Annotated in this window: 24 protein-coding genes; 11 read left to right on the top strand and 13 right to left on the bottom strand. The window is 60.4% G+C overall.

Annotated features, from left to right (window positions below):
* Window positions 1-2 precede the first annotated feature (2 nt).
* Window positions 3-1,337 carry a M48 family metalloprotease gene (locus tag Q1A07_RS18585; protein WP_299783498.1) on the bottom strand — a complete coding sequence of 445 codons (1,335 nt, stop codon included), beginning with the start codon at window positions 1,335-1,337 and terminating at the stop codon, window positions 3-5.
* Between the two features lie 23 nt (window positions 1,338-1,360).
* Here Q1A07_RS18585 and Q1A07_RS18580 point away from each other — a divergent pair, with 23 nt between their 5' ends.
* The 5 genes from Q1A07_RS18580 to Q1A07_RS18560 all read left to right on the top strand — a co-directional run bounded on the left by Q1A07_RS18580 (window position 1,361) and on the right by Q1A07_RS18560 (window position 8,551).
* Window positions 1,361-2,503, top strand: a complete 1,143-nt coding sequence (locus Q1A07_RS18580) for an aminotransferase class I/II-fold pyridoxal phosphate-dependent enzyme (RefSeq protein ID WP_299783497.1) — start codon at window positions 1,361-1,363, stop codon at window positions 2,501-2,503.
* 65 nt (window positions 2,504-2,568) lie between these two features.
* Window positions 2,569-3,786 (top strand): N-acetylmuramoyl-L-alanine amidase, encoded by a 1,218-nt coding sequence (locus Q1A07_RS18575; RefSeq protein ID WP_299783496.1) that lies wholly within the window; start codon window positions 2,569-2,571, stop codon window positions 3,784-3,786.
* 117 nt (window positions 3,787-3,903) lie between these two features.
* Window positions 3,904-6,459: a penicillin-binding protein 1A gene (locus Q1A07_RS18570; RefSeq protein WP_299783495.1), complete on the top strand. Its 2,556-nt coding sequence runs from the start codon at window positions 3,904-3,906 to the stop codon at window positions 6,457-6,459.
* An 82-nt stretch (window positions 6,460-6,541) separates the two neighbouring features.
* Window positions 6,542-7,666 carry a peptide chain release factor 2 gene (gene prfB / locus Q1A07_RS18565; RefSeq protein WP_299783494.1) on the top strand — a complete coding sequence of 375 codons (1,125 nt, stop codon included), beginning with the start codon at window positions 6,542-6,544 and terminating at the stop codon, window positions 7,664-7,666.
* Between the two features lie 123 nt (window positions 7,667-7,789).
* Entirely contained in the window at window positions 7,790-8,551 is a 762-nt protein-coding gene (locus tag Q1A07_RS18560; protein WP_299783573.1) for a DUF2189 domain-containing protein, read from the top strand.
* On the opposite strand, the gene Q1A07_RS18555 is transcribed toward Q1A07_RS18560, so the two are convergent.
* The 3 genes from Q1A07_RS18555 to Q1A07_RS18545 form a co-directional block, all read right to left on the bottom strand.
* A complete protein-coding gene (locus Q1A07_RS18555) occupies window positions 8,537-8,767 on the bottom strand; it encodes a hypothetical protein (RefSeq protein WP_299783493.1) in 231 nt (76 codons plus the stop codon). The two genes, Q1A07_RS18560 and Q1A07_RS18555, sit on opposite strands and share 15 nt — an antisense overlap.
* On the bottom strand, window positions 8,764-9,924 hold the full coding sequence (locus tag Q1A07_RS18550; RefSeq protein WP_299783492.1) for an SRPBCC family protein: 1,161 nt from the start codon (window positions 9,922-9,924) through the stop codon (window positions 8,764-8,766). The genes Q1A07_RS18555 and Q1A07_RS18550 overlap by 4 nt, the downstream gene beginning before the upstream one ends.
* 112 nt (window positions 9,925-10,036) lie before the next feature.
* Window positions 10,037-10,795 carry a helix-turn-helix transcriptional regulator gene (locus tag Q1A07_RS18545; RefSeq protein ID WP_299783491.1) on the bottom strand — a complete coding sequence of 253 codons (759 nt, stop codon included), beginning with the start codon at window positions 10,793-10,795 and terminating at the stop codon, window positions 10,037-10,039.
* 356 nt (window positions 10,796-11,151) lie between these two features.
* Between Q1A07_RS18545 and Q1A07_RS18540 the strand changes: the two genes are divergently transcribed.
* Entirely contained in the window at window positions 11,152-11,415 is a 264-nt protein-coding gene (locus Q1A07_RS18540; RefSeq protein WP_299783490.1) for a hypothetical protein, read from the top strand.
* Window positions 11,416-11,423: 8 nt separating this feature from the next.
* Here Q1A07_RS18540 and ilvN read toward each other — a convergent pair whose 3' ends face one another.
* The 5 genes from ilvN to Q1A07_RS18515 all read right to left on the bottom strand — a co-directional run bounded on the left by ilvN (window position 11,424) and on the right by Q1A07_RS18515 (window position 17,012).
* Complete coding sequence (ilvN, locus tag Q1A07_RS18535; protein WP_299783489.1) at window positions 11,424-11,984, bottom strand: acetolactate synthase small subunit; 561 nt, start codon at window positions 11,982-11,984, stop codon at window positions 11,424-11,426.
* Between the two features lie 69 nt (window positions 11,985-12,053).
* The gene (locus Q1A07_RS18530; protein ID WP_299783488.1) at window positions 12,054-13,805 is read right to left on the bottom strand and encodes an acetolactate synthase 3 large subunit; all 1,752 of its coding nucleotides are present in this window, start codon (window positions 13,803-13,805) and stop codon (window positions 12,054-12,056) included.
* A 327-nt stretch (window positions 13,806-14,132) separates the two neighbouring features.
* Entirely contained in the window at window positions 14,133-14,855 is a 723-nt protein-coding gene (locus Q1A07_RS18525) for a methyl-accepting chemotaxis protein (RefSeq protein ID WP_299783487.1), read from the bottom strand.
* Window positions 14,856-14,937: 82 nt separating this feature from the next.
* On the bottom strand, window positions 14,938-15,588 hold the full coding sequence (locus tag Q1A07_RS18520; protein ID WP_299783486.1) for a response regulator transcription factor: 651 nt from the start codon (window positions 15,586-15,588) through the stop codon (window positions 14,938-14,940).
* Window positions 15,585-17,012: a cache domain-containing protein gene (locus Q1A07_RS18515; RefSeq protein WP_299783485.1), complete on the bottom strand. Its 1,428-nt coding sequence runs from the start codon at window positions 17,010-17,012 to the stop codon at window positions 15,585-15,587. The genes Q1A07_RS18520 and Q1A07_RS18515 overlap by 4 nt, the downstream gene beginning before the upstream one ends.
* A 250-nt stretch (window positions 17,013-17,262) precedes the next feature.
* On the opposite strand from Q1A07_RS18515, the gene Q1A07_RS18510 reads away from it, so the two are divergent.
* The 3 genes from Q1A07_RS18510 to Q1A07_RS18500 all read left to right on the top strand — a co-directional run bounded on the left by Q1A07_RS18510 (window position 17,263) and on the right by Q1A07_RS18500 (window position 21,808).
* Window positions 17,263-18,351, top strand: a complete 1,089-nt coding sequence (locus tag Q1A07_RS18510; RefSeq protein ID WP_195821882.1) for a TRAP transporter substrate-binding protein — start codon at window positions 17,263-17,265, stop codon at window positions 18,349-18,351.
* A 121-nt stretch (window positions 18,352-18,472) separates the two neighbouring features.
* Window positions 18,473-19,405 carry a TRAP transporter small permease subunit gene (locus tag Q1A07_RS18505; protein ID WP_299783484.1) on the top strand — a complete coding sequence of 311 codons (933 nt, stop codon included), beginning with the start codon at window positions 18,473-18,475 and terminating at the stop codon, window positions 19,403-19,405.
* Window positions 19,406-19,453: 48 nt separating this feature from the next.
* Window positions 19,454-21,808: a TRAP transporter large permease subunit gene (locus Q1A07_RS18500; protein ID WP_299783483.1), complete on the top strand. Its 2,355-nt coding sequence runs from the start codon at window positions 19,454-19,456 to the stop codon at window positions 21,806-21,808.
* A 99-nt stretch (window positions 21,809-21,907) separates the two neighbouring features.
* Here Q1A07_RS18500 and Q1A07_RS18495 read toward each other — a convergent pair whose 3' ends face one another.
* Window positions 21,908-22,813, bottom strand: a complete 906-nt coding sequence (locus tag Q1A07_RS18495) for a LysR family transcriptional regulator (protein ID WP_299783482.1) — start codon at window positions 22,811-22,813, stop codon at window positions 21,908-21,910.
* Between the two features lie 96 nt (window positions 22,814-22,909).
* Here Q1A07_RS18495 and Q1A07_RS18490 point away from each other — a divergent pair, with 96 nt between their 5' ends.
* Window positions 22,910-23,812, top strand: coding sequence for a DMT family transporter (locus Q1A07_RS18490; protein ID WP_299783481.1), 903 nt, complete (start codon window positions 22,910-22,912; stop codon window positions 23,810-23,812).
* 33 nt (window positions 23,813-23,845) lie between these two features.
* Window positions 23,846-24,469, top strand: coding sequence for a LysE family translocator (locus Q1A07_RS18485; protein WP_299783480.1), 624 nt, complete (start codon window positions 23,846-23,848; stop codon window positions 24,467-24,469).
* Window positions 24,470-24,519: 50 nt separating this feature from the next.
* Here Q1A07_RS18485 and Q1A07_RS18480 read toward each other — a convergent pair whose 3' ends face one another.
* The 3 genes from Q1A07_RS18480 to Q1A07_RS18470 all read right to left on the bottom strand — a co-directional run bounded on the left by Q1A07_RS18480 (window position 24,520) and on the right by Q1A07_RS18470 (window position 26,321).
* A complete protein-coding gene (locus Q1A07_RS18480) occupies window positions 24,520-25,338 on the bottom strand; it encodes an arginyltransferase (RefSeq protein ID WP_299783479.1) in 819 nt (272 codons plus the stop codon).
* 69 nt (window positions 25,339-25,407) lie between these two features.
* A complete protein-coding gene (locus tag Q1A07_RS18475) occupies window positions 25,408-25,845 on the bottom strand; it encodes an RDD family protein (RefSeq protein ID WP_299783478.1) in 438 nt (145 codons plus the stop codon).
* Window positions 25,846-25,904: 59 nt separating this feature from the next.
* Entirely contained in the window at window positions 25,905-26,321 is a 417-nt protein-coding gene (locus tag Q1A07_RS18470; RefSeq protein WP_299783477.1) for a DUF2852 domain-containing protein, read from the bottom strand.
* Window positions 26,322-26,334: the final 13 nt, after the last annotated feature.

Here is a 26,334-nt window from a genome sequence, read left to right as displayed (position 1 = left end):
GGTTATCTCCGTTGTTTTTCGGCGCGTTCGGATGCACTCAACACATCCTGGGCGCGTTGCCAAGGGCCGGTGCCCGCCGACAGCAGGCCCACGGCGCGTTTGGCGTGGATGCCAGCGTCTTCCATTCTGCCGGACAGGGCATAGCGTTCTGCGGTGACAAGGGACGCCATGCCGGTCTGTCCGGATTTCGCGTAAGCCACGGACAGGTCGCGCAGCATGGAGCCGTCGCGAAAATCGATGGTGCGGGCCTTCTCCAGAAACTGGCGTGCGCGCTTGACGTCGCCGGTGGCAAGCAAGGCTCCCCCATAGCCGGACAGGATCAGCGCGTCATTGGGCGCAAGCTGTGCCGCACGCCCGTAGGCCGCGACGGCGGCTTGAAAGTTCCGCGTCTCCAGAAGGATCTGCCCACGTTGGTCGTGCAGGAAGGGGTCGTTCGGGCGCTGTGCGATGGCTTTGTCGATGGCGCTCAAAGCCTGTTTTGTGCGGGATTGCCGGTGTTCCGCAATGGCCTCGCGCAGCAGGCGGACGTCGGTGTAGGGGCTGTCATTCAGCCTGCGCAATGTCCATTTCGGCGAGCGCGTGTAGGCGCTGAGCTTGCCTTTTACCCGCTCGAACCAATAGGCCGCGTCGGGGTTTTCAGCTCCCTGCCGCCCATAGGCCGCGACAAAACCCTCGACTGCGCGAAAACGATCCCGCGACAGGGGGTGGCTGCGCAGGTAAGGATCCTGACGGGTTTCAGCGAGCACTTCCTGACCACGAAACAAATCCAGCACGTCCGCCATGCCCTGCGGATCGACGCCACTGGATTTCATGAACCGGATGCCGGACTGATCGGCGGAGGCCTCTTCGGCACGGGTGTGTTTAAAGAACCGAGCCCGCGCCGAGCTTTGTGTGCCCAGGGCGATGCCCCCTGCGGCGTCGCCAGCGCCCGCCGCCGCCGCAACCGCTGCCAGCGCAAGGCCAAAGCCTGCGGCAGTGCGGGCGCTGGCCATGTTGGTCATGCGCCGGGTAATGTGACCATTGACGATGTGGGCGGCCTCATGGGCCAGCACGGCCTGCAACATGGGGGCGGATTGCATCCGGTTGATTAGCCCGTAGTTCACAAAAATCGCGTCATTGCTGACGACAAAGGCGTTGAGCGAATTGTCGTTCACTACCAACACCTTGACACGTGAGGGGCTGAGGCCTGCCGCGCCCAAAATCGGGGCAGCCAGCTGCTTGAGCCCGTATTCCAGATCGGCATCCCGCAGGAGGCCCTGGGCCTGCAACGGCGCCACCAGAAGCCAGACCAGCAGCGCCGGGATTGACGTCAGTCGGAAGACAAGGTGAAAGACCATGAGGAAAAGATTGGAGTGATTTCATGCGGAGTTCAAGGCGGTCCTTGGTCGATCCCTTCATTGTGATGGATGTGATGGAGGCGGCGCGCCGTCTGGAGGACGCGGGCCGTCACGTCATCCACATGGAAGTTGGTCAACCCGGCACCGGTGCCCCCGTTGCAGCGGCTGAGGCGCTGAACCGGGCAATGGCGGCGGGCCCGCTTGGCTATACCGTGGCCCTGGGCCTGCCGGAATTGCGCGCGCGCATTGCGCGCATGTACGGCGACTGGTACAATGTCGATCTTGACCCGAACCGGGTGGTGATCACGCCCGGCTCCTCTGGCGGATTCCTGCTGAGTTTCACCGCCCTTTTCGACACCGGCGATCGGGTGGGGATCGGCGCGCCCGGCTATCCCAGCTACCGGCAGATCCTGCGGGCGCTGGATTTGCAACCCGTCGATCTGCCCACGGCGCTGGAAAACCGCTATCAGCCGGTGCCTCAGGATTTCGCAGGCATGAATCTGGCCGGGCTGATGGTGGCGTCACCGGCCAACCCCACAGGGACAATGCTTGACAGGCCCGCCATGCGCGCCCTGATCGAGGCGGCGCAAGCGCAGGAGGCCTCGTTCATCTCGGACGAAATCTACCACGGTATCGAATATGAGGCCAAAGCCGTCACCTCTCTGCAGATCACGGATGATGCCTATGTGATCAATTCGTTTTCCAAGTATTTTTCGATGACCGGCTGGCGCGTGGGCTGGATGGTTGTGCCCGAAGATCATGTGCGCATCGTCGAACGCATTGCCCAGAACATGTTCATCTGTGCCCCGCATGCCAGCCAGATCGCAGCCCTTGCCGCTATGGACGCGGAGGACGAATTGCAGGCGAACATGGCCGTCTACCGGGCAAACCGCGATTTGATGCTGTCGGGGCTGCCGGAGGCCGGGTTCACCAGGATCGCTCCGCCGGATGGCGCGTTTTACGTCTATGCCGACGTGTCTGACCTGACGCAGGACAGCCGTGCCTTTGCCGCCGAAATTCTGGAGCAAGCGGGGGTGTCGGTCACGCCGGGTCTCGATTTTGACCCCGAACGGGGGCATACGACGTTGCGATTTTCCTACGCCCGCAGCACAGCTGACATCGTCGAGGGGCTGGGCAGGCTCAAGGATTTCATGCAGCGCCGCTGATCGGGGATTCCCCCAGTGCCGCAGCTTTGCTAGGGTGGGCAAAACAACAACCGGCAGAGCAGTAGATGATCCGGCAAATATCCCTTTGGGCGGTCCTCGTGACGCTCTGCGCCGGTCCGGGCGCGGCGCAAGAGCTCAGCGCCATCGCGCGCGTCAACCCGGACGAGAGCCGGATCGAGACGGGGTGGTTTGGCCGGTCCGAAATCACATTGCACCTCAGCCAGGGGGTACCATTTCGGGTGTTCACACTGGATGGGCCGCCTCGGCTGGTGATCGATTTTCGAGAAGTGGATTGGTCCGGCGTGCGCGCCACTGATCTGCTGCCGGAGGACAGTGCTCTCACGGATGTACGGTTCGGCAACTTTCAACCCGGATGGTCGCGGCTTGTCGCGGGCATGACCGAGCCAATGGTGCCCGATGAGATCGGCATGACTGTCGATCAAAGCTCCGGTCAGGCGGTACTGCGGGTCGGTCTGACACCGGCGTCGGACAGTGAATTTGCGGCCCGGGCAGGGGCCCCGAAAAACGCCCTCTGGCCCGAACCGGCTGCCCAACCCGTGGTGGCACCGCTGATCGATGACCGCTTTGTTGTGGCGATTGATCCCGGACATGGCGGGGTCGATCCCGGCGCGGAACGGGAGGATATCAACGAAAAAGAGCTGATGCTGCAGATCGCGCAGGAGCTGCGCGAGGCGTTGCTGCGCGCAGGTGACGTCGATGTGGTTCTGACGCGGGAAGAGGATGTCTTTGTCTCGCTGGAGGGGCGCGTGGCGATTGCGCATCGCGCCGGGGCGGATGTGTTTTTGTCCCTGCACGCGGATGCGCTGAGCCAGGGCGGCGCGCAGGGGGCGACGGTCTATGTCCTTTCCGATGAGGCCAGCGACACCGCCACCGCGCATCTGGCCGCTCGTCACAACCGCGCCGATATCATCGCCGGTACCGATCTGACCGGCTCGGATGATCAGGTGGCCAGTGTGCTGCTGGATCTTGCCCGGCAGGAGACCGAACCCCGCTCCAATGCGCTGGCGCAGGCGCTTGTGGATGGGATGACGGAGGCGGGTGGGCCGATGAACCGCCGACCCCTGCGCAGGGCAGGTTTTTCGGTGCTGAAATCCGCCGACATCCCATCGGTTCTGGTCGAGGTCGGTTTTCTCTCCAGCAAGCGCGATCTGGACAACCTGCGTGACCCGGTTTGGCGCGCGGGGATTGTGAGTGGTATGGTGCAATCGATCCTGACGTGGCGTGACGCGGATGCGGCGAAACGCCCTCTGGTCCGGCAATAATGCGCAAAGGCGGAAAACCGGCGTAATCCGGCTGCTCTGGCACCTGATCGTGTTTTGACCTGCCTTGCCGCAATGCCTATATGTAAACCCAGTCCAGCGTAGAAAGGCATTTTGCCAGTGTTCCGTTTTATCCTGTCCTTTTTCGGGGGCATCTTCACCACGATCACCATGGCCATCGGCATGGTTGCGTTGACCGTTGGCGCGATCTTCTGGATGTACGGGCGGGACCTGCCCAGCCACGAGTCGCTGGCGCAGTATTCGCCGCCCACCATCAGCCGGATCTACTCCGGGCAGGGACAGATCATTGACGAATTTGCCAAGGAGCGGCGGCTTTTCGCCCCGGCGGAGACGATCCCGGATCTGGTGAAACAGGCGTTCATCTCGGCGGAAGACAAGAATTTCTACACCCACGACGGCTATGATCTGCGCGGTATCGGGGCTGCGGCTGTCGATGCGGTCCGGTCGCGCGGGCAGGATGTGCGCGGCGCCTCCACCATCACGCAGCAGGTCATGAAGAACTTCCTGCTCTCCGGGGACCGCCGGGCAGAGCGCAAGATCAAGGAAATCATCCTCGCCGCCCGGCTAGAGGAAACGCTGAGCAAGGAGCAGATCCTCGAGCTCTACATGAATGAGATTTTCCTCGGCCAGAACTCCTATGGCGTCGCAGCGGCGGGCCAGACCTATTTCAACAAATCGCTCAGCGATCTGGCCCCGCACGAGGCGGCCTTCCTGGCGTCTTTGCCAAAAGCGCCCAGTGATTATCACCCGGTGCGACAGAAAGAACGCCTGCTGGCGCGGCGCAATTTCGTGCTGAAGGAAATGATGGAGAACGGCTATATCTCTCAGGAGGTGTTGCTGTCAGAGCTGAACGAACCCCTGCGGTCGGTGCAGAACGGCGATTTCGAAAGCTTCAAGGCGGAACTGCCGCCGCGCGACTACTTTACCGATGAAATCCGGCGTCAGTTGACCGAGGATTTTGGTGAAGGCGAATTTTTCACCGGCGGTCTGACCGTGCGCGCAACGATTGATCAGGAGTTGCAGCCGCTTGCCGCGACCTCGCTGCGCCGCGCGCTCGAGGATTATGACCGCAAGCAGGGCGTCTGGCGCGAGGCCAAGATCAAGATCGACCCCGCCCAACTGGAGGACGAGGAAAGCTGGCGCGCGGCGCTGTCGGAAACCAAGATGGCCCGGGATATCGATCTGGACGGCCCCTGGTACCCGGCGGTTGTCCTTTCCGTCGGCAGCAACGATGCGCGGATCGGCATCGAAGGTGTCGAAGAGGATGAAGACGGGCATTTCATCACCGCCCGGGATGTGGCCTGGGCGCGCAAACGGACCGAAGACGGCCAATTGAACAGTAAGGCGAAGGTCGCAGGCGACCTGCTGGAAGTCGGTGACGTGGTGCATGTGCGCGCCATGACCTCGGATGAGGACGGCACCTTTGTGCGCTGGACCTTGCGGCAGGTCCCGGAGGTGCAGGGTGGTTTCGTGGCGATGGACGTGAACACCGGCCGTGTGATTTCGATGCAGGGTGGGTTCTCTTACCAGTCCAGCGTGTTCAATCGCGCCACCCAGGCCAAGCGGCAGCCGGGCTCCAGCTTTAAACCATTTGTCTATGCCGCCGCGCTCGACAGTGGCTATTCCCCGGCCACCATCGTCGTGGATGCGCCCATCGAGATCAATACACCGCAGGGTCTCTGGCGGCCCCGCAATTCCTCGCGCGAATTCTATGGCCCGACCCCGCTGCGCACCGGAATTGAACGATCCCGTAACCTGATGACCATCCGGCTGGCACAAGAGATCGGCATGGATGTGGTGGCCGACTACGCCGAACGGTTTGGCGTCTATGACAACATGGGTACCTTTCTTGCAAACTCGCTGGGCTCCGAGGAAACCACGCTTTATCAGATGGTTGCAGCCTATGCGATGTTCGCCAATGGCGGCGAACGGGTTCAACCTACACTGGTGGACCGGGTGCAGGACCGCTATGGTAAGACGATTTATCGCCACGATGAGCGGCTGTGTTACGATTGCGCGCAGCCCAGCCTTGAGCCCGGACTGCCGCCCAAGGTCATCTCCAACCGCGAACAGGTGATGGACGCAATCACCGCCTACCAGCTGACCTCGATGATGCGCGGTGTTGTGGATCGCGGCACAGCGGCGGCCCATGTGAAACTGCCCGTGCCGACGGCGGGAAAGACGGGCACGACAAATGACGCCAAGGATGTCTGGTTTGTCGGGTTCACCAGCAATATCGTGGCGGGCTGCTACATCGGGTATGACCAGCCCCGCAGTCTGGGGCGCAGCGCCTATGGCGGCACCATGTGCGGGCCGGTGTTCCAGGAATTCATGGAGGAGGCGACCAAGAAATACGGCGGCGGACCGTTCGAGGTGCCGCCCGGTGGTCGGTTTATCAAGATTGATCGTTTTACCGGCGCGCGACTGGATGACAGCGCCACGGGGGCGTCGGTGGTGGCAGAATACTTCCGTGAGGGGGAGCAACCGATCTTCGGCATCACCTATGATGGTGGATTTGCGATGGGGCAGAACCTGCCGCTGTTCAAGGAGGTGGGTACGCGCCAGACCCAGCAGGTAACCACATCGACGGGTGACACCGCGACAGTTGGCCCCAAGGCGGATTTCGGGACGTTGAGTTCGGGCGGTCTTTATTAGCGATGGAGAGGCGTGGCTCCCTTGCCGCTGGCAGGGCGCTGGTTTATCACCGCTTTCAGACTTAACGCCAAGGGCTTTGACCATGCGTGCTGACGCACAAAATACCGTCGAAAAGATCGAAAAATCGCTGGACCTGCTGGCGCAACGGCTGGACGTCGAAACCGCGCCGTTTCGGCTGGAGGAATTCAACGCGCGTGTTGAAGATCCGAACCTCTGGGATGATCCGGACGCGGCGCAAAAGCTGATGCGGGATCGGCAGATGCTCGTCGATGCACTTGGGACCTATGAGAGCATCAAGCAGGACCTGACCGACAACGTAGAGCTGATCGAGCTTGGCGAAATGGAAGAAGACGAGGAGGTCGTCAGCGAGGCCGAAGCCGCGCTGAAGTCGCTCGAAGAAAAAGCGGCACAAAAAGAGCTTGAGGCGCTGCTGGACGGAGAAGCGGATGGCAATGACACCTTCCTGGAGGTGAATGCCGGGGCAGGTGGCACCGAAAGCTGTGACTGGGCGTCCATGCTGGCACGTATGTACGTCCGTTGGGCGGAAAAGAAGGGCTACAAAGTCGAACTGCAGGCGGAGAGCGCCGGGGAAGAGGCGGGGATCAAATCCGCCACCTACAAGATCAGCGGTGTGAACGCCTATGGCTGGCTGAAATCCGAAAGCGGTGTGCACCGTCTGGTGCGGATTTCTCCGTTTGATTCCGCTGCCAAACGGCACACGTCTTTTACCTCCGTCTGGGTCTACCCGGTTGTTGATGACAACATCGATATCGAGGTGAACCCTGCAGATATCCGCATCGACACCTACCGCTCCTCCGGGGCAGGTGGCCAGCACGTGAACACGACCGATTCCGCCGTGCGGATCACCCACCACCCGACCGGCATCGTCGTGACAAGTTCCGAGAAATCACAGCACCAGAACCGGGATATCGCGATGAAGGCATTGAAATCACGGCTCTACCAACTGGAGCTGGACCGGCGCAACGCGGCCATCAACGAGGCGCATGAGAACAAGGGTGATGCGGGTTGGGGCAACCAGATCCGCTCTTACGTGCTGCAGCCCTACCAGATGGTCAAGGATCTGCGCACGAACTTTGAGACCTCCGACACCAAGGGTGTGCTGGACGGTGATCTCGATGGTCTGATGGCGGCCACGCTGGCGTTGGACGTCTCCGGCAAGACCCGCGCCGAGGCGCAGGGCAGCTAACTCCAAGTGGATGCTATTTGGCGTCAATTCGGGTGATCTGGCTCTGGTCAGAACATCCATCTGTCATGTTATACTTCTTCCGACAGGGGAGGAATCGTCATGGCCGCATCAGCAACCGCCGACATGGGAATGGGCGCACCAAGCCTGCGTCAGCCTCGTTTTGAAGATCTCAAGGAAGCGCTCCGTCGCGGCGCGCAGGATTTTCGCCGCCATCCGTTCTACGGGCTGACCTTCGCCAGTTTTTACATCCTCGCCGGCTGGGCGATGATTGGCGTCACAGCCGTCACCGGCCATAGTTTCTGGCTTGTGCTGGCGGCGATCGGGTTTCCTCTTCTGGGGCCATTTGCCGCCGTTGGGCTTTACGAGGTTTCTCGGCGCCTGGAACGCGGCACGCCGGTGCCACCCGGCGCTGTCTTCGGGGTAATCTGGCAACAGCGCCTGCGCCAGTTGCCGTCGCTTTGCACCATGATGGTAGTGATTTTCCTCTTTTGGTTTTTCCTTGGCCACATGATCTTTGCGCTCTTCCTTGGCCTGACTACGATGACAAATATATCAACCTCTTACGAAGTATTTCTCACCTTAAACGGGCTGACCATGCTGGCTTTTGGTACGCTGATCGGCGGCCTCTTTGCGCTGCTGATCTACAGCATCACGGTCATCGGTCTGCCCCTTTTGCTGGACCGGGAGATCGATTTTATCACCGCGATGATCACCAGCATTGGCGTGGTCCGGCAGGCCCCGGCGGTGATGCTGGCCTGGGCAGCCCTGATTGCCGGGCTCAGCTTTGCGGCCATGCTGCCCGGGTTCCTCGGTCTGTGGATTGTCCTGCCGTGGCTGGGCCACGCCTCCTGGCATCTTTATCGATTGCTATCAGAGACCGCCTGAAGAGGGCGTTTCCCGCCCCATCTCAATCAGCCGACGCCGTAGCGCCCCGGACTGCGGGGCACCAAGCTCCAGCGCATATATATAGGCTTGGGTCAGGTAAAAGGCCGCAGCGTCTTCACCTTCGCTCTGATCTGCGGCTTCTGTGTAAAGCGTCACGAGGGCTGCACGGTCGTCATCGGCATGTGCCAGCAAAAGACGCGCCTCAAGTTCGTTCATTCCGCCGCCTGAGCCGCCATTCGCCGCTGTTGCACCCGCCCGGCAACCCAAGCGTGGAACAGATGCGTCGGCCCGTCCATCGCGGGCGAAAACCGCCCACCATCAAAAGACACCGCATGACGCCCGCGCTGCATCCCCTCGACGACAAAGATATCCTCGACAAAGACCTCTTTCCACTGCTTGGCATTGCGGGCGCGGAGCGCGTCATCCGTCGTGGGCGAGGCATAAAACAGGTGCACGTGCTCACGGGTTTTTTCGGGACCCTGCGGTTCAAGGATGATTGCAAAAGTGTGGTCCCGGTGCACGCCCAACAGGACGTTGGGAAAGGCGGTTATGTACTCCGCTGCGGTGTCCCATTTATCGCTCAAGTCCTCAAAATCTGGGAAAACCTTCTCGTTGCTGTCCTTAATCTGGCGGTAAACCAATGTGCCCTGGCCAGAGAAAAGCCCTTCTTCTTCAATGTGATAGTGATCTTCCAGCCGGGAATAGCTGTTCAGCCCCGGATGGACCCAGGGCAGGTGGTAGCTTTCGCAGTAGTTTTCTACCGCCAGCTTCCAGTTGCAATTGACCTCGAGCGCAAAGGCGCTGTCTGCACCGCCGTGGTAGAGAGGCCGGTCGAACTCCGACCAGCGGTCGAGTAACGCTGCATTGGCGGTCTCGAAATCGGGCGCCGTGCCGGAGATATTGATCCAGACCACGCCCATCCAGATATGACTGCGCACTTCGACCAGCCCCAGAAGGTCGCGGTCGATCCCTTCGTGTTTGTTCTGGCCCGGTCCGCCCACATGGGGCGTGCTGACAAGCTTGCCGTTCGTGGAGTAACACCAGCTGTGATAAGGGCAGCGAATGGCGCCTTCGATCTTGCGCGGTTCCGCCACGAGGATCATGCCGCGATGGCGGCAGATGTTCTGAAAAACACGGACTGTGTTCTGGCGATCCCGCACCAGCAGAAGGGGCATGTCCAGAAAACTGAACGGAACGGCATCACCGATCTCCGGCACATCCGCGGCCACGGCCAGACCCGACCAGCCGTCATAAAGCAACGCATGTTTTTCTTCTTCGAAGACGGTGGCATCCGTGTAGTGCGCGTTTGGCAGGCCGTTTGCCTCGGCAATCGGGCGACGCACGTTCGACAGGTCGGTGGGCAGGCGATCCATGGCAACTCTCCTTGCGGTCGTGGCCAAAACCATACGCCAACAACCGTTGCGTGCCGCGCTCAAAGCGACCCGAGTTTCCCGCAGGCGACATGGCCTGGAAACACCGGGATACCTATCTGAATGGATCTTCGGGCTGAAGCAGCCGTTGGTGGAAGGGGATCAATTCGTCCAACCTGCAAAAGCCAGCGTTGCGCGCACAGGAGAGAATCCTTTCAGTGTTTTCCCCCAAGTATTCATAGACTAAGCGGGTCATCCTCATGCTGGAGGAGCTCTCCCGCACAGTACGTGCGACGTATCCGACCCAGAAATTGTTCTGGAACGAGGTGACACGGCTCAGGTAGTTGAACGAGGCGGTCATGGCGTTGCGCCGTGCGACGGTGGCGGCGAACCCGTCTTCGATCTGCATCACAAAACCTCGGTATTCGCGCGCCCGGGCGTCTGCCGGAATGCCCTGCATCGCCATGGCGATCTTGGGCTCATACCCGCGGATGAAGGTGTTGCTGCCTTCACGCTTGATCAGCACCAGCCCCCTAACGTATTGATCCCCTTGCACAAAGCTGCGCCGGGCGAATTGGTAAAACCCACTGGGCAGGCTCTCCTCGGAGACCGGCTGAATGCTCGGCCCCATGAAGTCGCGCAGATATTCGCTCGAGATCAGCCCGGCGGCCGGATTGATTTTATCGACAGGTTCGAGAAGGACCCGCGCATCGACAGAGAAAAACGCACAAATCCGTGCCAGAACGTCCGGGCGCGGGAAGCTCTCTCCGCTGAGATACCGGTTGAACTGTGTCCGGTTGATGCCAAGGTCGCGCGCCAGAGCGGAGATCGACGGGTAGTCAGCGGCAAGCGTGCGCAGGTTGGACCCAAACATGCTGCGCAGCTGCGCTGGTGTTCTGGCGGTCAAAGACATCTTCGTCCCTCAGCCTCGTCGCTGCTACGCAACCTAGTCCTTCAGACCGGCCGCGCCATTCATTTACAGGTTGAAATGCGGTTTTGATGCTAAATAGCGTCACTTGCAGATCGTAATTGTGTCAACCTTAGAGCAGGGCGACACAAATTCCAAGCGTACGGTGCTGATTTTATCATGTGCGGTACCGTTAACTTCTTGGTACCAATATAGGGCAGGCAGAAGGATTGGATTGGGATATGATTGGCGTTGTTCTCTGGAGCGACGCATCGGACCGCAAAGCGGTTATTTGGTGCGAAGATCAAGGCGATTTGGCATTTTTGAACTCGACTGACGACTTGTTTCAGTCCGACGGGTTTTTTGATGCCGGTGATGTGGTTCAATTCGACATGGAAGTGCAGGCGTCGATGCGCCGGGCACATAATCCGCGTCTGGTTCTGGAACAGGCTGGTGCCGGTTTGCCCGACGCTTTGCGTCAAAGCGCGTCACGTGACGTGCAACCTCGGGCAACAGCCAAGATTATCCCGTTTGAGCCGCGCGACGTAGACGTGCAACTGCACTACCCGCACGCGTCAGAAGCTTAATTTTCCTGTTACTCGCCGCGTGACAGCGCTGCGACGCCGGTCCGCGCTACGTCCGTCAATCCAAGCGGCCGCATCAAATCTGCGAAGGCATCGATCTTGTCCGGCGCGCCGGTGATCTCGAAAACAAAGCTTTCGAGCGTGCTGTCTACCACGCTGGCGCGAAAGATGTCTGCCAACCTTAGCGCTTCGACCCGTTTGTCACCGGTGCCGGTGACCTTGAACATCGCCAGCTCCCGCTCGACGCTTGCACCTTCGACCGTCAGGTCATGCACATCATGCACTGACACGATCCGCCCCAGCTGCGCCTTGATCTGTTCAATCACCTGCGGTGTCCCTGAGGTCACAATGGTGATGCGGCTGAGGTGCCCGGTGTGATCCACTTCTGCGACGGTCAGGCTGTCGATGTTGTAACCGCGCCCGGAGAAAAGCCCGATGACGCGGGCCAACACGCCGGGTTCGTTTTCGACCAGCACCGCAAGGGTGTGCCGTTCAACCACATCCGAGAACGTGGGCCGTAGGTTGTAAGCGGAATGGCTGGTGGCGCCTTTTTTGATTTTGAGTGCGGACATCAGTTGTGAGCCTTCTAGGTCAGGTATTCCGGCAGGGCGTCGCGCGCCCGCGTTTTGGTTTCGGAGCGGTCAGACGAGTACCGAGCCCTTGCTGTCGATCACGCCCTGCGTCTGCGCTTCACCCAGGAGCATTTCGTTATGCGCTTTGCCCGAAGGTATCATCGGGAAGCAGTTTTCATGCTTCTCGACGAGACAATCGAAGATCACTGGACCGTCATGATTGATCATCTCCATGATTGCATCATCAAGATCTGCCGGGTCGGAACAGATGATGCCTTTCGCCCTGAAGGCCTCGGCCAGCTTCACGAAGTCGGGCAGGGCCTCGGACCAGCTTTGAGAGTAGCGCTCGCCATGCAGGAGTTCCTGCCACTGGCGGACCATGCCGAGGCGTTCGTTGTTGAGGATGAACTGCTTCACCGGCAGGCGGTACTGCACCGCCGTGCCCATCTCCTGCATGTTCATCAACCACGAGGCTTCGCCCGCCACGTTGATCACCAAGGCGTCCGGGTGCGCCATCTGAACACCAATCGAGGCCGGGAACCCATAGCCCATCGTGCCCAGACCGCCAGAGGTCATCCAGCGGTTGGGGTCCTCGAACCCGAGGTATTGCGCGGCCCACATCTGATGCTGGCCGACTTCGGTGCAGATGTAACGGTCATGCTGCTTGGTCAGCTCTTCCAGCCGGACCAGCGCATGTTGCGGTTTGATGGTCTTGCCGGTCTGCTTGAACTTCAGGCAATCGATGGCTTTCCATTTCTCGATCTGTGCCCACCACTTGGCCAATGCTTCGGAATTGGTCTTGCGCCCGCGGGACTTCCAAACCTTGAGGATATCTTCGAGCACATGGCCCACGTCACCCACAATCGGGATGTCCGTTTTGATCACCTTGTTGATAGAGGACGGATCGATATCGATATGCGCCTTGGTCGACTTCGGGCTAAAGGCATCGATGCGTCCGGTGATCCGGTCGTCAAAGCGCGCGCCAATGTTGATCATCAGATCGCAGTCATGCATCGCCATATTGGCCTGGTATAGACCGTGCATACCCAACATGCCCAGCCAGTTTTCACCCGACGCCGGGTAGCAGCCCAGCCCCATGAGCGTTGACGTGATCGGAAAGCCCGTGGCCTTGACCAACTCGCGCAGAAGCTGGCTGGCGGCAGGGCCGGAATTGATCACGCCGCCGCCCGTATAGAAGATCGGCTTCTTGGCCTTCTCCATCGCGGCCACCAGTTCGGTGATCTCCTCCATGTCGCCTTTGACCTTGGGCTGATAGTGCGACACCGATGGCTTTGGCGCGTTATAGGTGCCGGTGGCAAACTGCACGTCTTTGGGAATATCCACCAGCACCGGACCGGGGCGGCCCTGCGTGGCGACGTGAAACGCCTCATGCAGCACGCCGGAGAGCGCGTCGGTTTCCTTCACCAGCCAATTGTGCTTGGTGCAGGGGCGGGTGATGCCCACGGTGTCCGCTTCCTGAAAGGCGTCGGAGCCGATCATGAAGGTCGGCACCTGGCCGGTCAGCACGATGATCGGGATCGAATCCATCAGCGCATCGGTCAGACCGGTCACCGCATTTGTCGCCCCGGGCCCGGAAGTCACGATCACCACGCCGGGCTTGCCGGTGGAGCGCGCGTAGCCCTCGGCGGCATGCACCGCACCCTGTTCGTGACGCACAAGAATATGCCGAATGGCGTTTTGCTGATGAATTTCATCGTAAATCGGTAGGACGGCGCCTCCGGGATAGCCAAAGACGGTGTCCACACCCTGATCGATCAGGGCTTGGACAATCATTTTTGCTCCGGACATTTGCCGTGTCATAGTTTTCACTCCGTGGTGGCCGCTTTTGGGCCTCTTGCTACCGTTGCGCATAAAAAAGCCCCCGTTTTTGGCGGGGGCACATGGGTCAGAGAATGGTCTACCGTTACCGGCCCATGTGCGTGTGTCCTACAATGACGACTAGAGTAGTCATGGATGGGTACTCCTGAATGCTGGCGAGACATTAGGAGTGCGGATCAGGGGCGTCAAGGACCTTATGGGCAAAAAATATGTCTCCAGACAGGGAAATTGCGCCACTTCCTTGCGCTGGGGAGCTATTCTGCGACATTTTGCAAAAATCACGTGGGAATCACGCCTGTGAACGGCGTTTCACGAGGCCTCAATGCTCTCGATATCCTCGCGCGCGGAGAGGGTGAGCTGCTGGACTTCTTCCGCCAGCACCTTGAATTCCTGCGCGATGATGGCAAGACCTTTGCCCGCCTCGCCAGCGCGGGAGGCCTCGACAGAGGCGTTGATCGACATGGAGCGTACATATTTGCCGATGCGTTCCAACCGGGTCAACCCTTCGCCAAGCCGTGCTGCTGATTGCATCGCCTGATCCAGCTGCGTCGCGCGGCCGTCTTCGATCCGGGCCCAGAATTCTTCGGTCAGCGCACTGACCGCTTCGAAGAATTCGCCTTGTCCGAACGCGACGTATGCGTCGAGAGTGTCTGATGGCGCACCGTCTTCTGTAAGGGCGCTTTCGGACAAACGGTCGGTCATGGCCGCCATGCGTGCGATGACCTGAAGATGTGCCTCCTGGGTGGCGGCAATGCCCGCCAACCAAAGGCTCAGGGTGTCGGGCAGGGTTGAAAACTCGGCCTGTCCGCGCAGCACCGCCAGCGTGTGATGCAAGGTTTTCACCTGCGCCTGCAGGTTCTCACGCAGTTTTTCCATCTGACTGTCCGACCGGTCGCATGACATCTGGCTGACGCCAAGGGCCAGCCGCATGACCAGCGCGCGCAGCGTTGCCACCCGATCAATGGCGTCACGATAGGGAAGGGTGCCTATGGTTGCGGCGTCGGGCAGGGCGATCTGGTTCTGGATGTTCATGAGTCCGGTGTACGTGTGTCGTGCTTAACAAAGGCTGAACACGGACGCCCTCACGCCAGTTTTCGCGCGTTCGCGCCGCACGTCAGAACTGCGCGCCCGTGCCCTGCAGCACGCCATGCTCAAGCGCGTAGCGTGTCAGCCCCGCGGTGCTGGAAATCCCAAGCTTGCGTTTGATGTTCTTGCGGTGCGTCTCGACCGTGCGCACGGAGATATCGAGCGTGATCGCGACTTCCTTGTTGGACTTGCCCTGTGCCAGCTGTAGCAGGATCGTCTGTTCCCGCCCGGTCAGCGCTTCGCGCGCGTTATCCCCTTTGGGCTCCAGCGACCCGCGTGCCCCGGTACACAGATAGCGCTCCCCCGACATCACCACGTCGATGGCCTTTTTGATCTCATCGGTTGGCACGTCTTTCAGCACATAGCCCATGGCCCCGTGGTTGAGGGCGGACGAGATGTATTCAGGACTGTCATGCATCGACAACACTAGAATGCGCGTGCCCGGCCGCTGTTCCAGGATCACCTCGGTGGCGGTCAGCCCGCCCATGTCCGGCATGTTCAGATCCATCAGGATCACATCCGGGTCGAGCGTGTTCAACTGGTCAATGGCATCGCGTGCAGAGTTGCAGGTGCCGACGACCTTGATGTCATCGTAGCTTTCCAGAATGGACTGAATGCCATCGGCAACCATGGGGTGATCGTCAATGATCAGGGTTTTGATGCAGGATGTATTACTCATGCGGGTACTTTGGGTCTGGTCGGGGTTTCAGGTTCAGGCGGCAAGAGATGCGACAGCGGGACGGAGACCTCAATGATCGTGCCGTTGCCGCCGCGGGGTCTGGCGATGCGCAACGTGCCTTCGAGCTGTTCGACGCGTTCCTGCATGTTGCGCAATCCCAGGCCGCCGGTGGGGTTGATGCTGTCATCGGGCAGGCCGCGCCCGTTGTCTTCGATGCGCAGGGTGGCCCCTTTCTTGTGGCCGCGCAGATCGATGCGCACGTGGCTCGCCAGGGCGTGGCGTTCGATATTTGTCAGCGCTTCCTGGGCGATACGGTACATGGCAATCTTGGCCTCCCCGTCCAGCCGGTTGCGGAAGACGACGGTCTGGAAATCTACCCGCACGCCGGTCCGCTCGCTGAAATCTTCGGCGAGTGCCTTGATCGCCGGGCCTAGGCCGAGATCGTCCAGCACACCGGGGCGCAGATCGCGGCTGATGCGGCGCACCTCGGAAATGGCCTCGCCCAGGGTCTCGATCCCCTTGCTGAGGGGCTCGTTAGCGGTGCGGTCCCCGCGATCCAGTTTGCGCCGGGCGGTATCCAGCGCATAGCGCACGCCGACCAGCAGCTGGCTGATCCCGTCGTGCAATTCGCGCGCCACACGGCCGCGTTCCTCTTCCTGCGCATCCAGCACCCGTTGGGTCAGCTTCTTCAGCTTGGCATCCGCCAGCCGCCGTTCGCGAATGTTGAGCCCCATGCCGGTCAGGAACACCGCAAGCAGGGCGGCGAGGGTGATCATGCCAATATAGAAAAACGTCTGCTGCACCCGCGCTTCCACATCCGCGCGGGCCGAGGCGACAGTGGCCAGCACGTCATCGATGAAAACACCGGTTCCCACGGCCCACCGCCAACTGGGAAAGCTGGTGACATAGGTGATCATGCGCGCCTCTTCCCCGGTCGAGGGCTTGGGCCATAGATAGCTGTGATATCCCGCACCCGAACGGGCAATGCGGATGATCTCGTCCACGATGGGGGTGCCGTCGCTGTCCTCCAGCCCGGACCAGTTGCGGTTGATCATGCCGGTCTGGCGCGGGCTGACGAGGTTGGTCCCATCATAGTCATAAACAAAGAAGAACCCGTCGGTGCCGTAGATCATCGCCGAGAGGATCTGTGCTACCTGATCGCGCGCCTCCTGATCATCGGGGGCGGCGTTGCCGTATATGAAATAGAAACCGTTGCGGGCCTGCGTCACGTAATTGGCCAGTTCGGCCTTCTTGGCCTCCAGCAGCTGCGTCTCCAGCGCCTTGATTTCCCGCTCGGCCAGCGTGCGCGACTGGAAGGCCACCAGCACGGCAATTGCCGCCACCGCTGCAATCAGCGGTACCGTCGCCACAAGCGACAGTTTCTGCGCGTAGCTTGGCCGGAAAAGAGTGCCAATTCGTTTCATGGCAGACTGGTTACGTGGAATCACCGGCGAATCAAAGTCTGATCCGGATTATGGTATGCGCCGATTGTGCCAATCTGCGGTAACACCCTGCCAAAACTGGCCTAAAAATCTGACCAAAACGAATTAAATGCCGGTTTTCTACGCAGTAGTAGGTATTTCATTTGGATCACGCGTCGCTAGTGTGGCCACACTCGAAACGACCTGGGCGTGTTCTTGCGCTGCGGGCGTCATATTTGGGAGGAGTATCCACATGGATCGTCGTTCATTTCTGAAGACATCTGCACTTGGCGGTTCCGCCGCCGCAGCCACAACGCTGGCCGCACCCGCGATTGCTCAGGGCAACCGCGTCCTGACAATGGTTACATCCTGGCCCCGCGGTTTTGCGGTTCTGGATGACGCGGCCACCTATTTTGAGGAAATGGTCGGGGCGATGTCCGATGGCACGCTGACCATCGACAAGAAAGCCCCCGGTGAGCTGGTCGGCGCCTTCGAGGTCTTTGACGCGGTTTCGTCCGGTCAGGCAGACCTCTATCACTCCGCCGACTACTATTTCATCGGCCAGCACCCGGGCTATGCCTATTTCACAGCCGTGCCCTTTGGCGGCACCGCGCAGGAAGTGACCAACTGGTACCACCACGGCGGCGGCCACGAGCTGCACAACGAGCTGGGTGAAATCTTCAACCTGAAATCCTTCATCGCGGGTAACTCCGGCTCGCAGTCCGGTGGCTGGTTCCGCAATGAAATCAACTCCGCAGGTGACTTCAACGGTCTGAAGTTCCGCATGCCGGGTCTGGGTGGCAAGGTGCTGGGCGAACTTGGCGCGTCGGTGCAGAACATCCCCGGGGGCGAGCTTTATCAGGCACTGTCTTCCGGTGCCCTCGACGGTCTGGAGTGGGTGGGTCCCTTCGCGGACGAACGCGCGGGCTTCCAGGAAGTGGCGAAAGTCTACTACACCGCCGGTTTCCACGAGCCGGGCTCTGCTCTGGCCTGCGGCATGAACCTCGACGTCTACAATGACCTCAGCCCGGCGCATCAGGCGATCATCGCAAATGCCGCCATGGCGACCACGCACATCCAGCTGGCCGAAACCCTGGCCAACAACGGTGCGGCGCTGGCGCGTCTGCAGGCGCAGGGCGTGAAAACGCTGCAATTCCCGGATGATGTCTGGGATGCTTTCGGTGCCGCGTCCAAGAAAGTCATGGACGAGAACATGGGTGACGAGCTCTTTGCGAAGATCCGCGGCTCCTTCGAGGAATCGCTGGCGCAAAGCTCTGACTGGCTGCTGAAGTCGGACGGCTTCTACGTGGCACAGCGGAACCGCGTTCTGGCGAACGGCTAAGTTTTAGCCAATCAAATATAGGGGGCCACTTGTGCTATAGTGGCCCCCTATCGCAATCCAGTTCCGCACCACTGCGGGACCACGGAAGGCGCTGACAGCGGCGCAACGGGTGAGGGGACATATGGAAAACGACGCGAGCGAAGCAGGCGGCTCACTCTCTGTCATCTTTGACGGGGTGCTCTGGTTCTTCACCAATATCGGCCTGGCCGTGTACAATTTCTTCTACGCGATCACGCATCCCGCGCTCTGGCTGGACTGGTCCAGCAAGGAAGCAATCATGCGCTTCGTCTACTATGGCGGATCGGTTGAGTTCTTCTTTGTCGTCTTCACGGCCTTCCTGATCTTTTTCGCCGTCGGCTTGTGGAAGAACAGCTTCATGTGGGGCTGTGTCCGTGTGCTCGAAGGCTTTGCGAACACGGTCGGGCGCTTCTTTGCCTGGGCCGGGCTCTTGATGGTGATCCAGCAGATCATCATCGTCTTCATGCAGCGGATTTTCACCCGGCCTGACATCTCCATCGGCTTTGGCATCCCGCTGCAGTTCGACATCAGCTGGTTTGCCGAAGAGCTCAAACTCTACAATGCGATGGTCGTATGCCTCTGCATGGCCTACACCTTCGTGCAGGGCGGCCACGTGCGCGTCGACCTCGTCTATTCAGCGGTGAAATTTCGGACCAAGAAGGTCATCGACATGTTCGGCGCGATCTTCTTCATGATTCCGGTGGCGGTGCTGATCTGGCTGTATGGCTGGTTCTTCCTGTGGCGTCACCTGATCGTGCCCAACCCCTCGGCCTCGGATACGCTGGACCGGCTGCTGCTGAAATCCCGCGCGCTGCGCTGGAACGTGGAGACCATCGGCTTCAGCCCCAACGGCTTTAACGGCTATTTCCTCTTCAAGGTTCTGCTCTGCGCCTTTACGGCGATGCTGTTCCTGCAGGCGGTGGCGATGTTCTTCCGCTCCTACCTGGAGTGGAAGGAGGGCCCGGAGAGCGAGGGCAAATACCTCGACCGCGACAGCCTGGGCGACGGCGAAGAAGCCTACGAAGGCGCACACTAATCTAACGAGACGCCGCGATCCACGCAGCGCAGCAAGGGACTATAGGACATGTTTTTCGGTCTAGACGGCGTCGAAGTTGGCCTGATCATCGTTTTCATCTGCCTCTTTGGCGGTATCCTCTCGGGCTTTCCGGTGGCTTTCGCCATCGCCGGGGCCGGGGTGATCTCCTTTGGCATCATTGCCGCCCTCGACAGCGCGGGGCTGCTGATCCACCAGGCCATTGATACCGGCAGTCAGGTCTACCGAGATCTGGTGAATTCCGGGGTGAAGGCAGATACGATATCCGTCTTCCGATACCCCGATTTGCCGCGGATCGAAGAGCCGGTGTTCCCCAAGGGCTGGGAAGTGGCGCTTGACCGCAACGTCTCCTTTGTCGTCAACCGGATGAACGAGCGGGTGCTTGCCGGCCAGTCGATCGAGACGCTGCTGGCTGTGCTGATGTTCGTTCTGATGGGCATCACGCTGGAACGCTCCAAGATCGCCAACGACCTTCTGACCACCATGGCGCGCGTCTTTGGCCCGCTGCCCGGCGGTCTGGCCGTCTCCATCGTGGTGGTGGGTGCCTTCCTTGCGGCCTCCACCGGGATCGTCGGTGCCACCGTGGTGACCATGGGGCTGCTGGCGCTGCCGACCATGTTGCGCAACGGGTATTCGCCTGAACTGTCGACGGGCGTCATCGCCGCCTCGGGCACGCTGGGGCAGATCATTCCGCCCTCTATCGTGATCGTTCTGCTGGGCACGCTGGCGGGGGATCTCTATTCCGCAGCACAGGAACGCCGCGCGACCACTGCTGGGTGTACCGACGCTTTGACCTATCTGGGCGAGCCTGCGGTGCTCTCTGTTGGCACGCTCTTCCAGGCAGCCCTCCTTCCGGGGATCATGCTGGCGCTGCTCTATGCGCTTTATGCCTTTGGCTACGCGCTGCTGAACCCCGACAAGGCACCCGCCGTCGAGATGGGCAGCACCAACGCCGAGCCTGTGACCCGCGGTGAAGCCTTCACCTGGTTCCTCGGCGCACCGATCGCGATCGTCGTCGGCACCATTCTGCTGGGTAACCTCGGCATCATTGGTGACCAGTCCACCAATGTCTCCCGCTTCTCCGACATCGGCGAAGGGGCGTCGCTCCGGACAAATGTCAGCCCCGATTGTCAGGCCGCGATGATCGAACTGCACGGACAGTTTGCCTGGGACACAGCCGTGGCAGAGCAGGCAGCGATCAACGAGGCGGGCGGCGTGCAAGCATCGCAACAACTGACCGAAGAGGAACTGGCCGCAGCCCAGGCCGCCAAGATTGCAAACGCGGCCCCCATCGGCACCGGCATTGCGATCATTCTGGTGCTGACCTCGCTGTTTCTGACGACCGCGCGGGGCGTGTCGCCCTCCAGCTCCGTCCAGCCGATTCTGATCGGAGCCGTCGGGGCAGTCCTGATCATCCTCGTGGATATCATGATGGTCGGCCCGGCGACGTCTCCGGGTACGATGATCGCCTTCATGGCGTTGCCCTTTGCCGCGCTGATGTACGGGGTGGTCTACGCCACGAAGATCTGTGCGACAAATGAGCTCATTCGCGTGGTCTTTCCGCCGCTTGTGCTGATCGTCGCCGTTCTGGGCTCGATACTTGGCGGCATCACCAACCCGACACCGGCGGCGGCGTTGGGGGCGGGTGGCGCGATCATGCTGGCGGCCTACCGCAAGCTGAAAGATCAGGACCGCACCCCCAAGGTGATCATCTGGTCCACGCTGGCAATCATCGTCTGCATCCTCGTCGGCATCAATTTCGATTTGCGCATCAACAACGGCACCGTGGGTTTTGAAAGCTGGTTCGCTTTCTTCGTGGCCTATGCCGCCTACCTTTATGCGCTCTTTGGTCTGCTGTTCTCCTGCTGGGTCCTCTACACTTCCGGCGTGTTGAGCCCGGTGGTGCGTGAGACCGCGAAGGTCACCAGCATGGTCTTCACCATCCTCATCGGCTCTCAGCTGCTGAATCTTGTGGTGATCTCCTTTGGTGGCGAACACTATATCCAGCAATTCCTGAAAAGCTTCGATGACGAGTTCAAGGTCTTCCTGATCGTGATGGTCGTGCTCTTCGTGCTGGGCTTCGTACTCGACTTCCTCGAGATCATCTACATCGTGATCCCCATCGTCGGCCCGGTGATCTACGGTGGCAGTTTTGATCCCAAATGGGTGACGATCATGATCGCGGTGAACCTGCAGACCTCCTTCCTGACACCGCCGTTCGGCTTTGCGCTCTTCTATCTGCGCGGGGTGGCGCCGAAGGAGGTGACCACGGGCCATATCTATCGCGGGATCATCCCTTTCGTGTTGATCCAGGTGGTCGGGTTGGCACTGCTCTGGACCTTCCCGGGCATCGTGACCATCGTACCGGATCTCATTCCGAACTGATCAAGGGCACGGCCATGTGAACAGGAGAGGGGCCGCGTGCCCCTCTTTCTTTTCTGGTGTTGAAAGCGAAGTCGACCGCGGTTCGATGCGTTTGGGCGGCTAGGTCGCAAACTCTTCAGTCAGCCAGGATAGCAGCTTGTCCGTCTCCGGATGCGGGTTCCGCATTATTCCTCGAAACACCGAAATCTCGGTCGGGCGCGATACGAATTCCGCGCAGGGCCGGATCAGTTTACCCTCCTCAATCAAGCTCTCGGTGGTGCGCCGCCATCCTAGCGCGATACCCTGACCGGCTACGGCGGCCTGCAGCGCCAGCGGATAGCTGTCAAAGGGGATTAGGCGCGGGCGCCTTGGCGTCGGCGTACCCACGTTTTCGAACCACTCCGCCCATTCCATCCAGTCCTGCGGGATCACCAGATGCGACAGCAGGGGAAACGCCAGCAGAGCGTCGGGGGACAAGGGGTGTTTGCCCACTGGCAGAAGCGATGGCGCGCAGACAGGGAAGACATCGTCGGAGGCCGTAAAGGCGAGCCGTGCGGTGCCGGAGGCCCTGCCGGAGGTCTGGATCGCAACGTCAAAGGTCTCCGGAGAGTCCGTCAAAGGATTGACTGACGTCACAATGCGCAGCGCCGTCCCCGGATGGCGTTCGTGAAAGCGCGCAAGACGCGGCATCAGCCAGTAAAACGCCTCGCACAGCTGGCAATGCAGAACCAGCTCACTTGAGCGTCTGCTCCCCCGGAGGACGGCGACTTCGGCTGCGATCTCAGACAGCGACGCGCTGACCACCCGTCCCAGTCTCCGCCCGGCGTCTGTCAGGAAAACGGCCCGGTTCCGACGCTCGAAGAGAGGCACTCCCATCTCTTCTTCCAGCAGGACGATCTGCTTGCTGACAGCGGTCTGAGTCATGCCAAGCTCCGTTGCCGCCACAGAGAAATTCTCATGCCGGGCGGCAGCTTCGAAGGGCTTTAGTCGCGATAGCGGGGGCAGGGCGCGCAATTCACTTTTCATAACTCTGGCTCATGCAAAAATTCGGAAAACTCCTTTTTCAATTGGATTGATACATGATTTCTGGAGTTTTGCGACCTTTGCAGAAAAGCACCTCATATGGCAGATACAACAGCGCACCATCACAAAACACGGGCGGTCATCGCGATCATGGCGTCTGTCTTTGCCCTGTCTCTCGGCGATGCACTGATCAAGGCCACGAGCCTGTCCTTGCCGCTGTGGCAAATGTATATCCTGCGATCCGCGTTGGCGGTGCCCGTTCTCTGGTCGTTGGCGCGACGGCATGGGCGTATTCGCCTGCACGCGCCTGGTTGGGTACTGCTGCGCAGCCTGCTGCTCTTCTTCATGTGGCTGAGCTACTATGCCGCGTTGCCCCTGATGCCGCTATCGCTTGCGGCGGCCGCTTATTACACGGGGCCGCTGTTCATCGTCGCCCTTGTGGCGATTCTGGCGTGGCGCTGGCCGGCGAACCGGGCGCTCTTCGCGATCCTCTGCGGTTTCGTCGGCGTGATCCTTGTGATCCGGCCTGATACATCCGGCTTTCAGATCGGCACGCTGCTCCCTGTTGCCGCCGCAGTCTTCTATGCCTGTGCAATGGTGCTGACCTCGATCAAATGCCGTGACGATAACCCCCTTGTCCTTGCGCTGGCACTGAATGTCGTTTTCATCATTGGCGGCGCAGGTCTCGGGCTGTTCGCCGGTCCAGAGGCCTCTTTCATCCTTGGGCCGTGGCAGCCATTGTCCCTTCACCGGCTGGCAATCGTTGCAGCACTCGCCGTGCTCATTCTCATCGGTAGCGTCGGGGCGGCGATTGCCTATCAGCAGGGTCCCCCCGCCACCGTCGCAGTGTTTGACTACGGCTACCTGGCGTTCAGCGTGATGTGGGGCGCGCTGTTCTTTGGCGAGCTTCCCAGTGCGCTGGTGTTGACCGGCATAGCTGTTATCTTCGCGGCAGGGCTACTGACGTTGCCGCCGCAGGGACGACCCGGGAGTGCGAAATGACGCATCACGCGTCCAAAAGAGAGATGGGGATTCATGACCTTTGAAACCTGGCTGGCGTATGTGGCCGCCTACGCGATGCTGTCCCTCATTCCCGGACCCAGCGTGTTCATGGTGATCGGGCAATCCCTGTCACGCGGGTTAGGCACAGCGATGTTCTGCATTCTTGGCGACATGCTGGGCGGCGTGATCGTGATGACCGCGTCTTACGTGGGTTTGGGGTTGATCCTCGCAGCGTCGAGCAACGCATTCCTGCTGCTGAAGTGGGCAGGCGTGGCCTATATGGCATGGCTGGGTGTGACGCAAATCGTCTCGGCCAAGCGGTTGAGCGATGTGGCAGTGACACGCCAGACGACCGGGACTCAACAGGCAGCCAGTTTCAGGGCGGGGTTTCTGACCGGCGTGCTGAACCCCAAGGCCATTCTTTTCTATGTCGTCTTTCTCGCGCAGTTCATGAACCCGGACCTCCCAATGACGCCGCAATTCCTGATCCTGTTGACCACCTCCGGCGGCGTCGTTTTCTTCGTGCTCATGGGGTACGCGCTGGTGGCGGCGCAGGCCAGACGCCAGATGCGCAGCCTGCGGGCGCGCAGGGCAATGGGGTATGCAGGCGGGTCGTTCCTGTTGGGTGGCAGCATGCTGATGGCCACAAACCGATGATCGGTTTTGCCTGGCGGTGCAGGTGATTGTTCGGGAGTGAGGCCGGTCGCTTACCGCGTCGGGCGCGTGTCCGGCAGATGAATGTTAGCGACCTGTTCGGCAATCGGATCGGTGGACAGGGGATGCGTATCGGCAGTGAAGGCGGAGGGATCTTTCATCTTCTGCCAGCTGCCGCCGATGTAGACCTCAAGCCCTGAAAACTTGGATTTGTAGCCCATCTTCTGACTGCCCGGCACCCAGTAGCCCAGATAGACATAGGGCAGCCCCGCCTCTTCGGCGATCTTGATGTGATCGAGGATCATGTAAGTACCCAGCGAGCGTTTCGGATGACCGGGCTCGTAGAAGGAATAAACCATGCTCAGCCCGTCCGAGAGTACATCCGTCAGGCTGACACCAATCAATCCGCCGCCGTCCTTGTCGGTATATTCCACCACCCGGCTGCGGATCGGTGTCTCCTCGATCATCGCCGCGAACTCGAAGACATCCATATCCGCCATGCCGCCCTCGGCGTGGCGGCTGTCCAGATAGGTCCGGAAGAGCTCGTATTGCTCCTCGGAGGCCCAGGGGGATGTGGCCTGCCGGTCCAGGTCGGCGTTGCGGTTGATGGTTCGGCGCTGGCTGCGCGAGGCGGTGAAAGCGGAGACATCAATGCGCGCGCTCAGACAGGCGGAACACTCCGCACAGGAGGGGCGATAGAGGACGTTCTGCGAGCGGCGGAATCCTTGCTGGGACAGGCTGTCGTTCAGCTTGCTGGCGTTTTCGCCCTGTAGCGCCGTGAACAGCTTACGCTCCATGCGCCCCTCCAGATAGGGGCACGGTTGTGGGGCAGTTACGTAGAACTGCGGAGCGATGGGCAGTGTGTGGCGCATGGGATTCCAGAGGTTGTCCGCGTCAGAATAGCAAGACGCGCGCCAGCCGCCAACCCGAAGTTTACAACCCTAGCGGTGGACAGCGCGGCGGTTGATCATGACCGTCCCCAAGGCGTGATCGCTCAGGCCCTGACCCCGTTCCGTCGTGGCCATGAGCACCATGGAGATCAGCTGCAAGGGCGCCAGACCCCAGCTGATGGTATACCCCAGCGTATGGGCAAAGGCGCCGCCCATATCAAGCTGCGTGCCACGTGATGTGCGCAGTTCAATCGCGAAGAGGCGCATGCCCCAGGTGGCGGAGCCATTGGCGATCGTGATCATGCGGTAGATGAAGCCCACCACCAGAAACAGCAACGGGAAAAAGAACAGCCCGGTGAAGGCTGTGAAGGGCAGGATCACAAGGCAGGCCAGAAAGGTCAGAACCGCATCGACGCCCCAGGCCATGAAGCGTTTGAGCGGAACGTCCTTGTAAAAGTCCGGTTGGGTTTGCGGGTCGGGCGTGGCCATTTTGGGGAACCTTGCGATGGGAATGGGAAGTGCCGGGACTTGCCCCGGCACATCTTCGGTCAGGCGTTTGCCGTGCCGTCGTCATTTTTGTCGGCGCGGTCGTTCATGAACTGGTCAAATTCTGCCTTGTCTTTTGCATCGCGCAGACGCTCAAGGAAAGCCTCGAATTGCTGTTGTTCATCTTCCAGACGGCGCAGCGTGTCCGCCTTGTAGGCGTCGAAGGCCGAATTGCCGCTGGGCCGCATGGCGCGCATGCCATGGCGCATCGAGGTGGACTTACGGCTGCAGGATGTGAACATGCGTTTGCTCCAGATCATGTAAAAGAGAAGGGCGAGACCCACGGGCCAAAGGAAGACAAATCCAAGGACCATGGCGGCAATCCACGCGCCCTTACCTTTGGAATCAAGCCAGCCTTCGGCGCGGGAGAACCAACCGGGCTGGCTGGGCAGGGGTGTCATTTGTGTCGCGGTGGTCATCAAAGTGCCTTTC

It is taken from the genome of uncultured Roseobacter sp. (assembly GCF_947492555.1).
Lineage (GTDB): Bacteria > Pseudomonadota > Alphaproteobacteria > Rhodobacterales > Rhodobacteraceae > Roseobacter.
The sequence above is the reverse complement of the archived record's forward strand: the minus strand, read 5'-3'. Positions and strand labels throughout refer to the sequence as shown.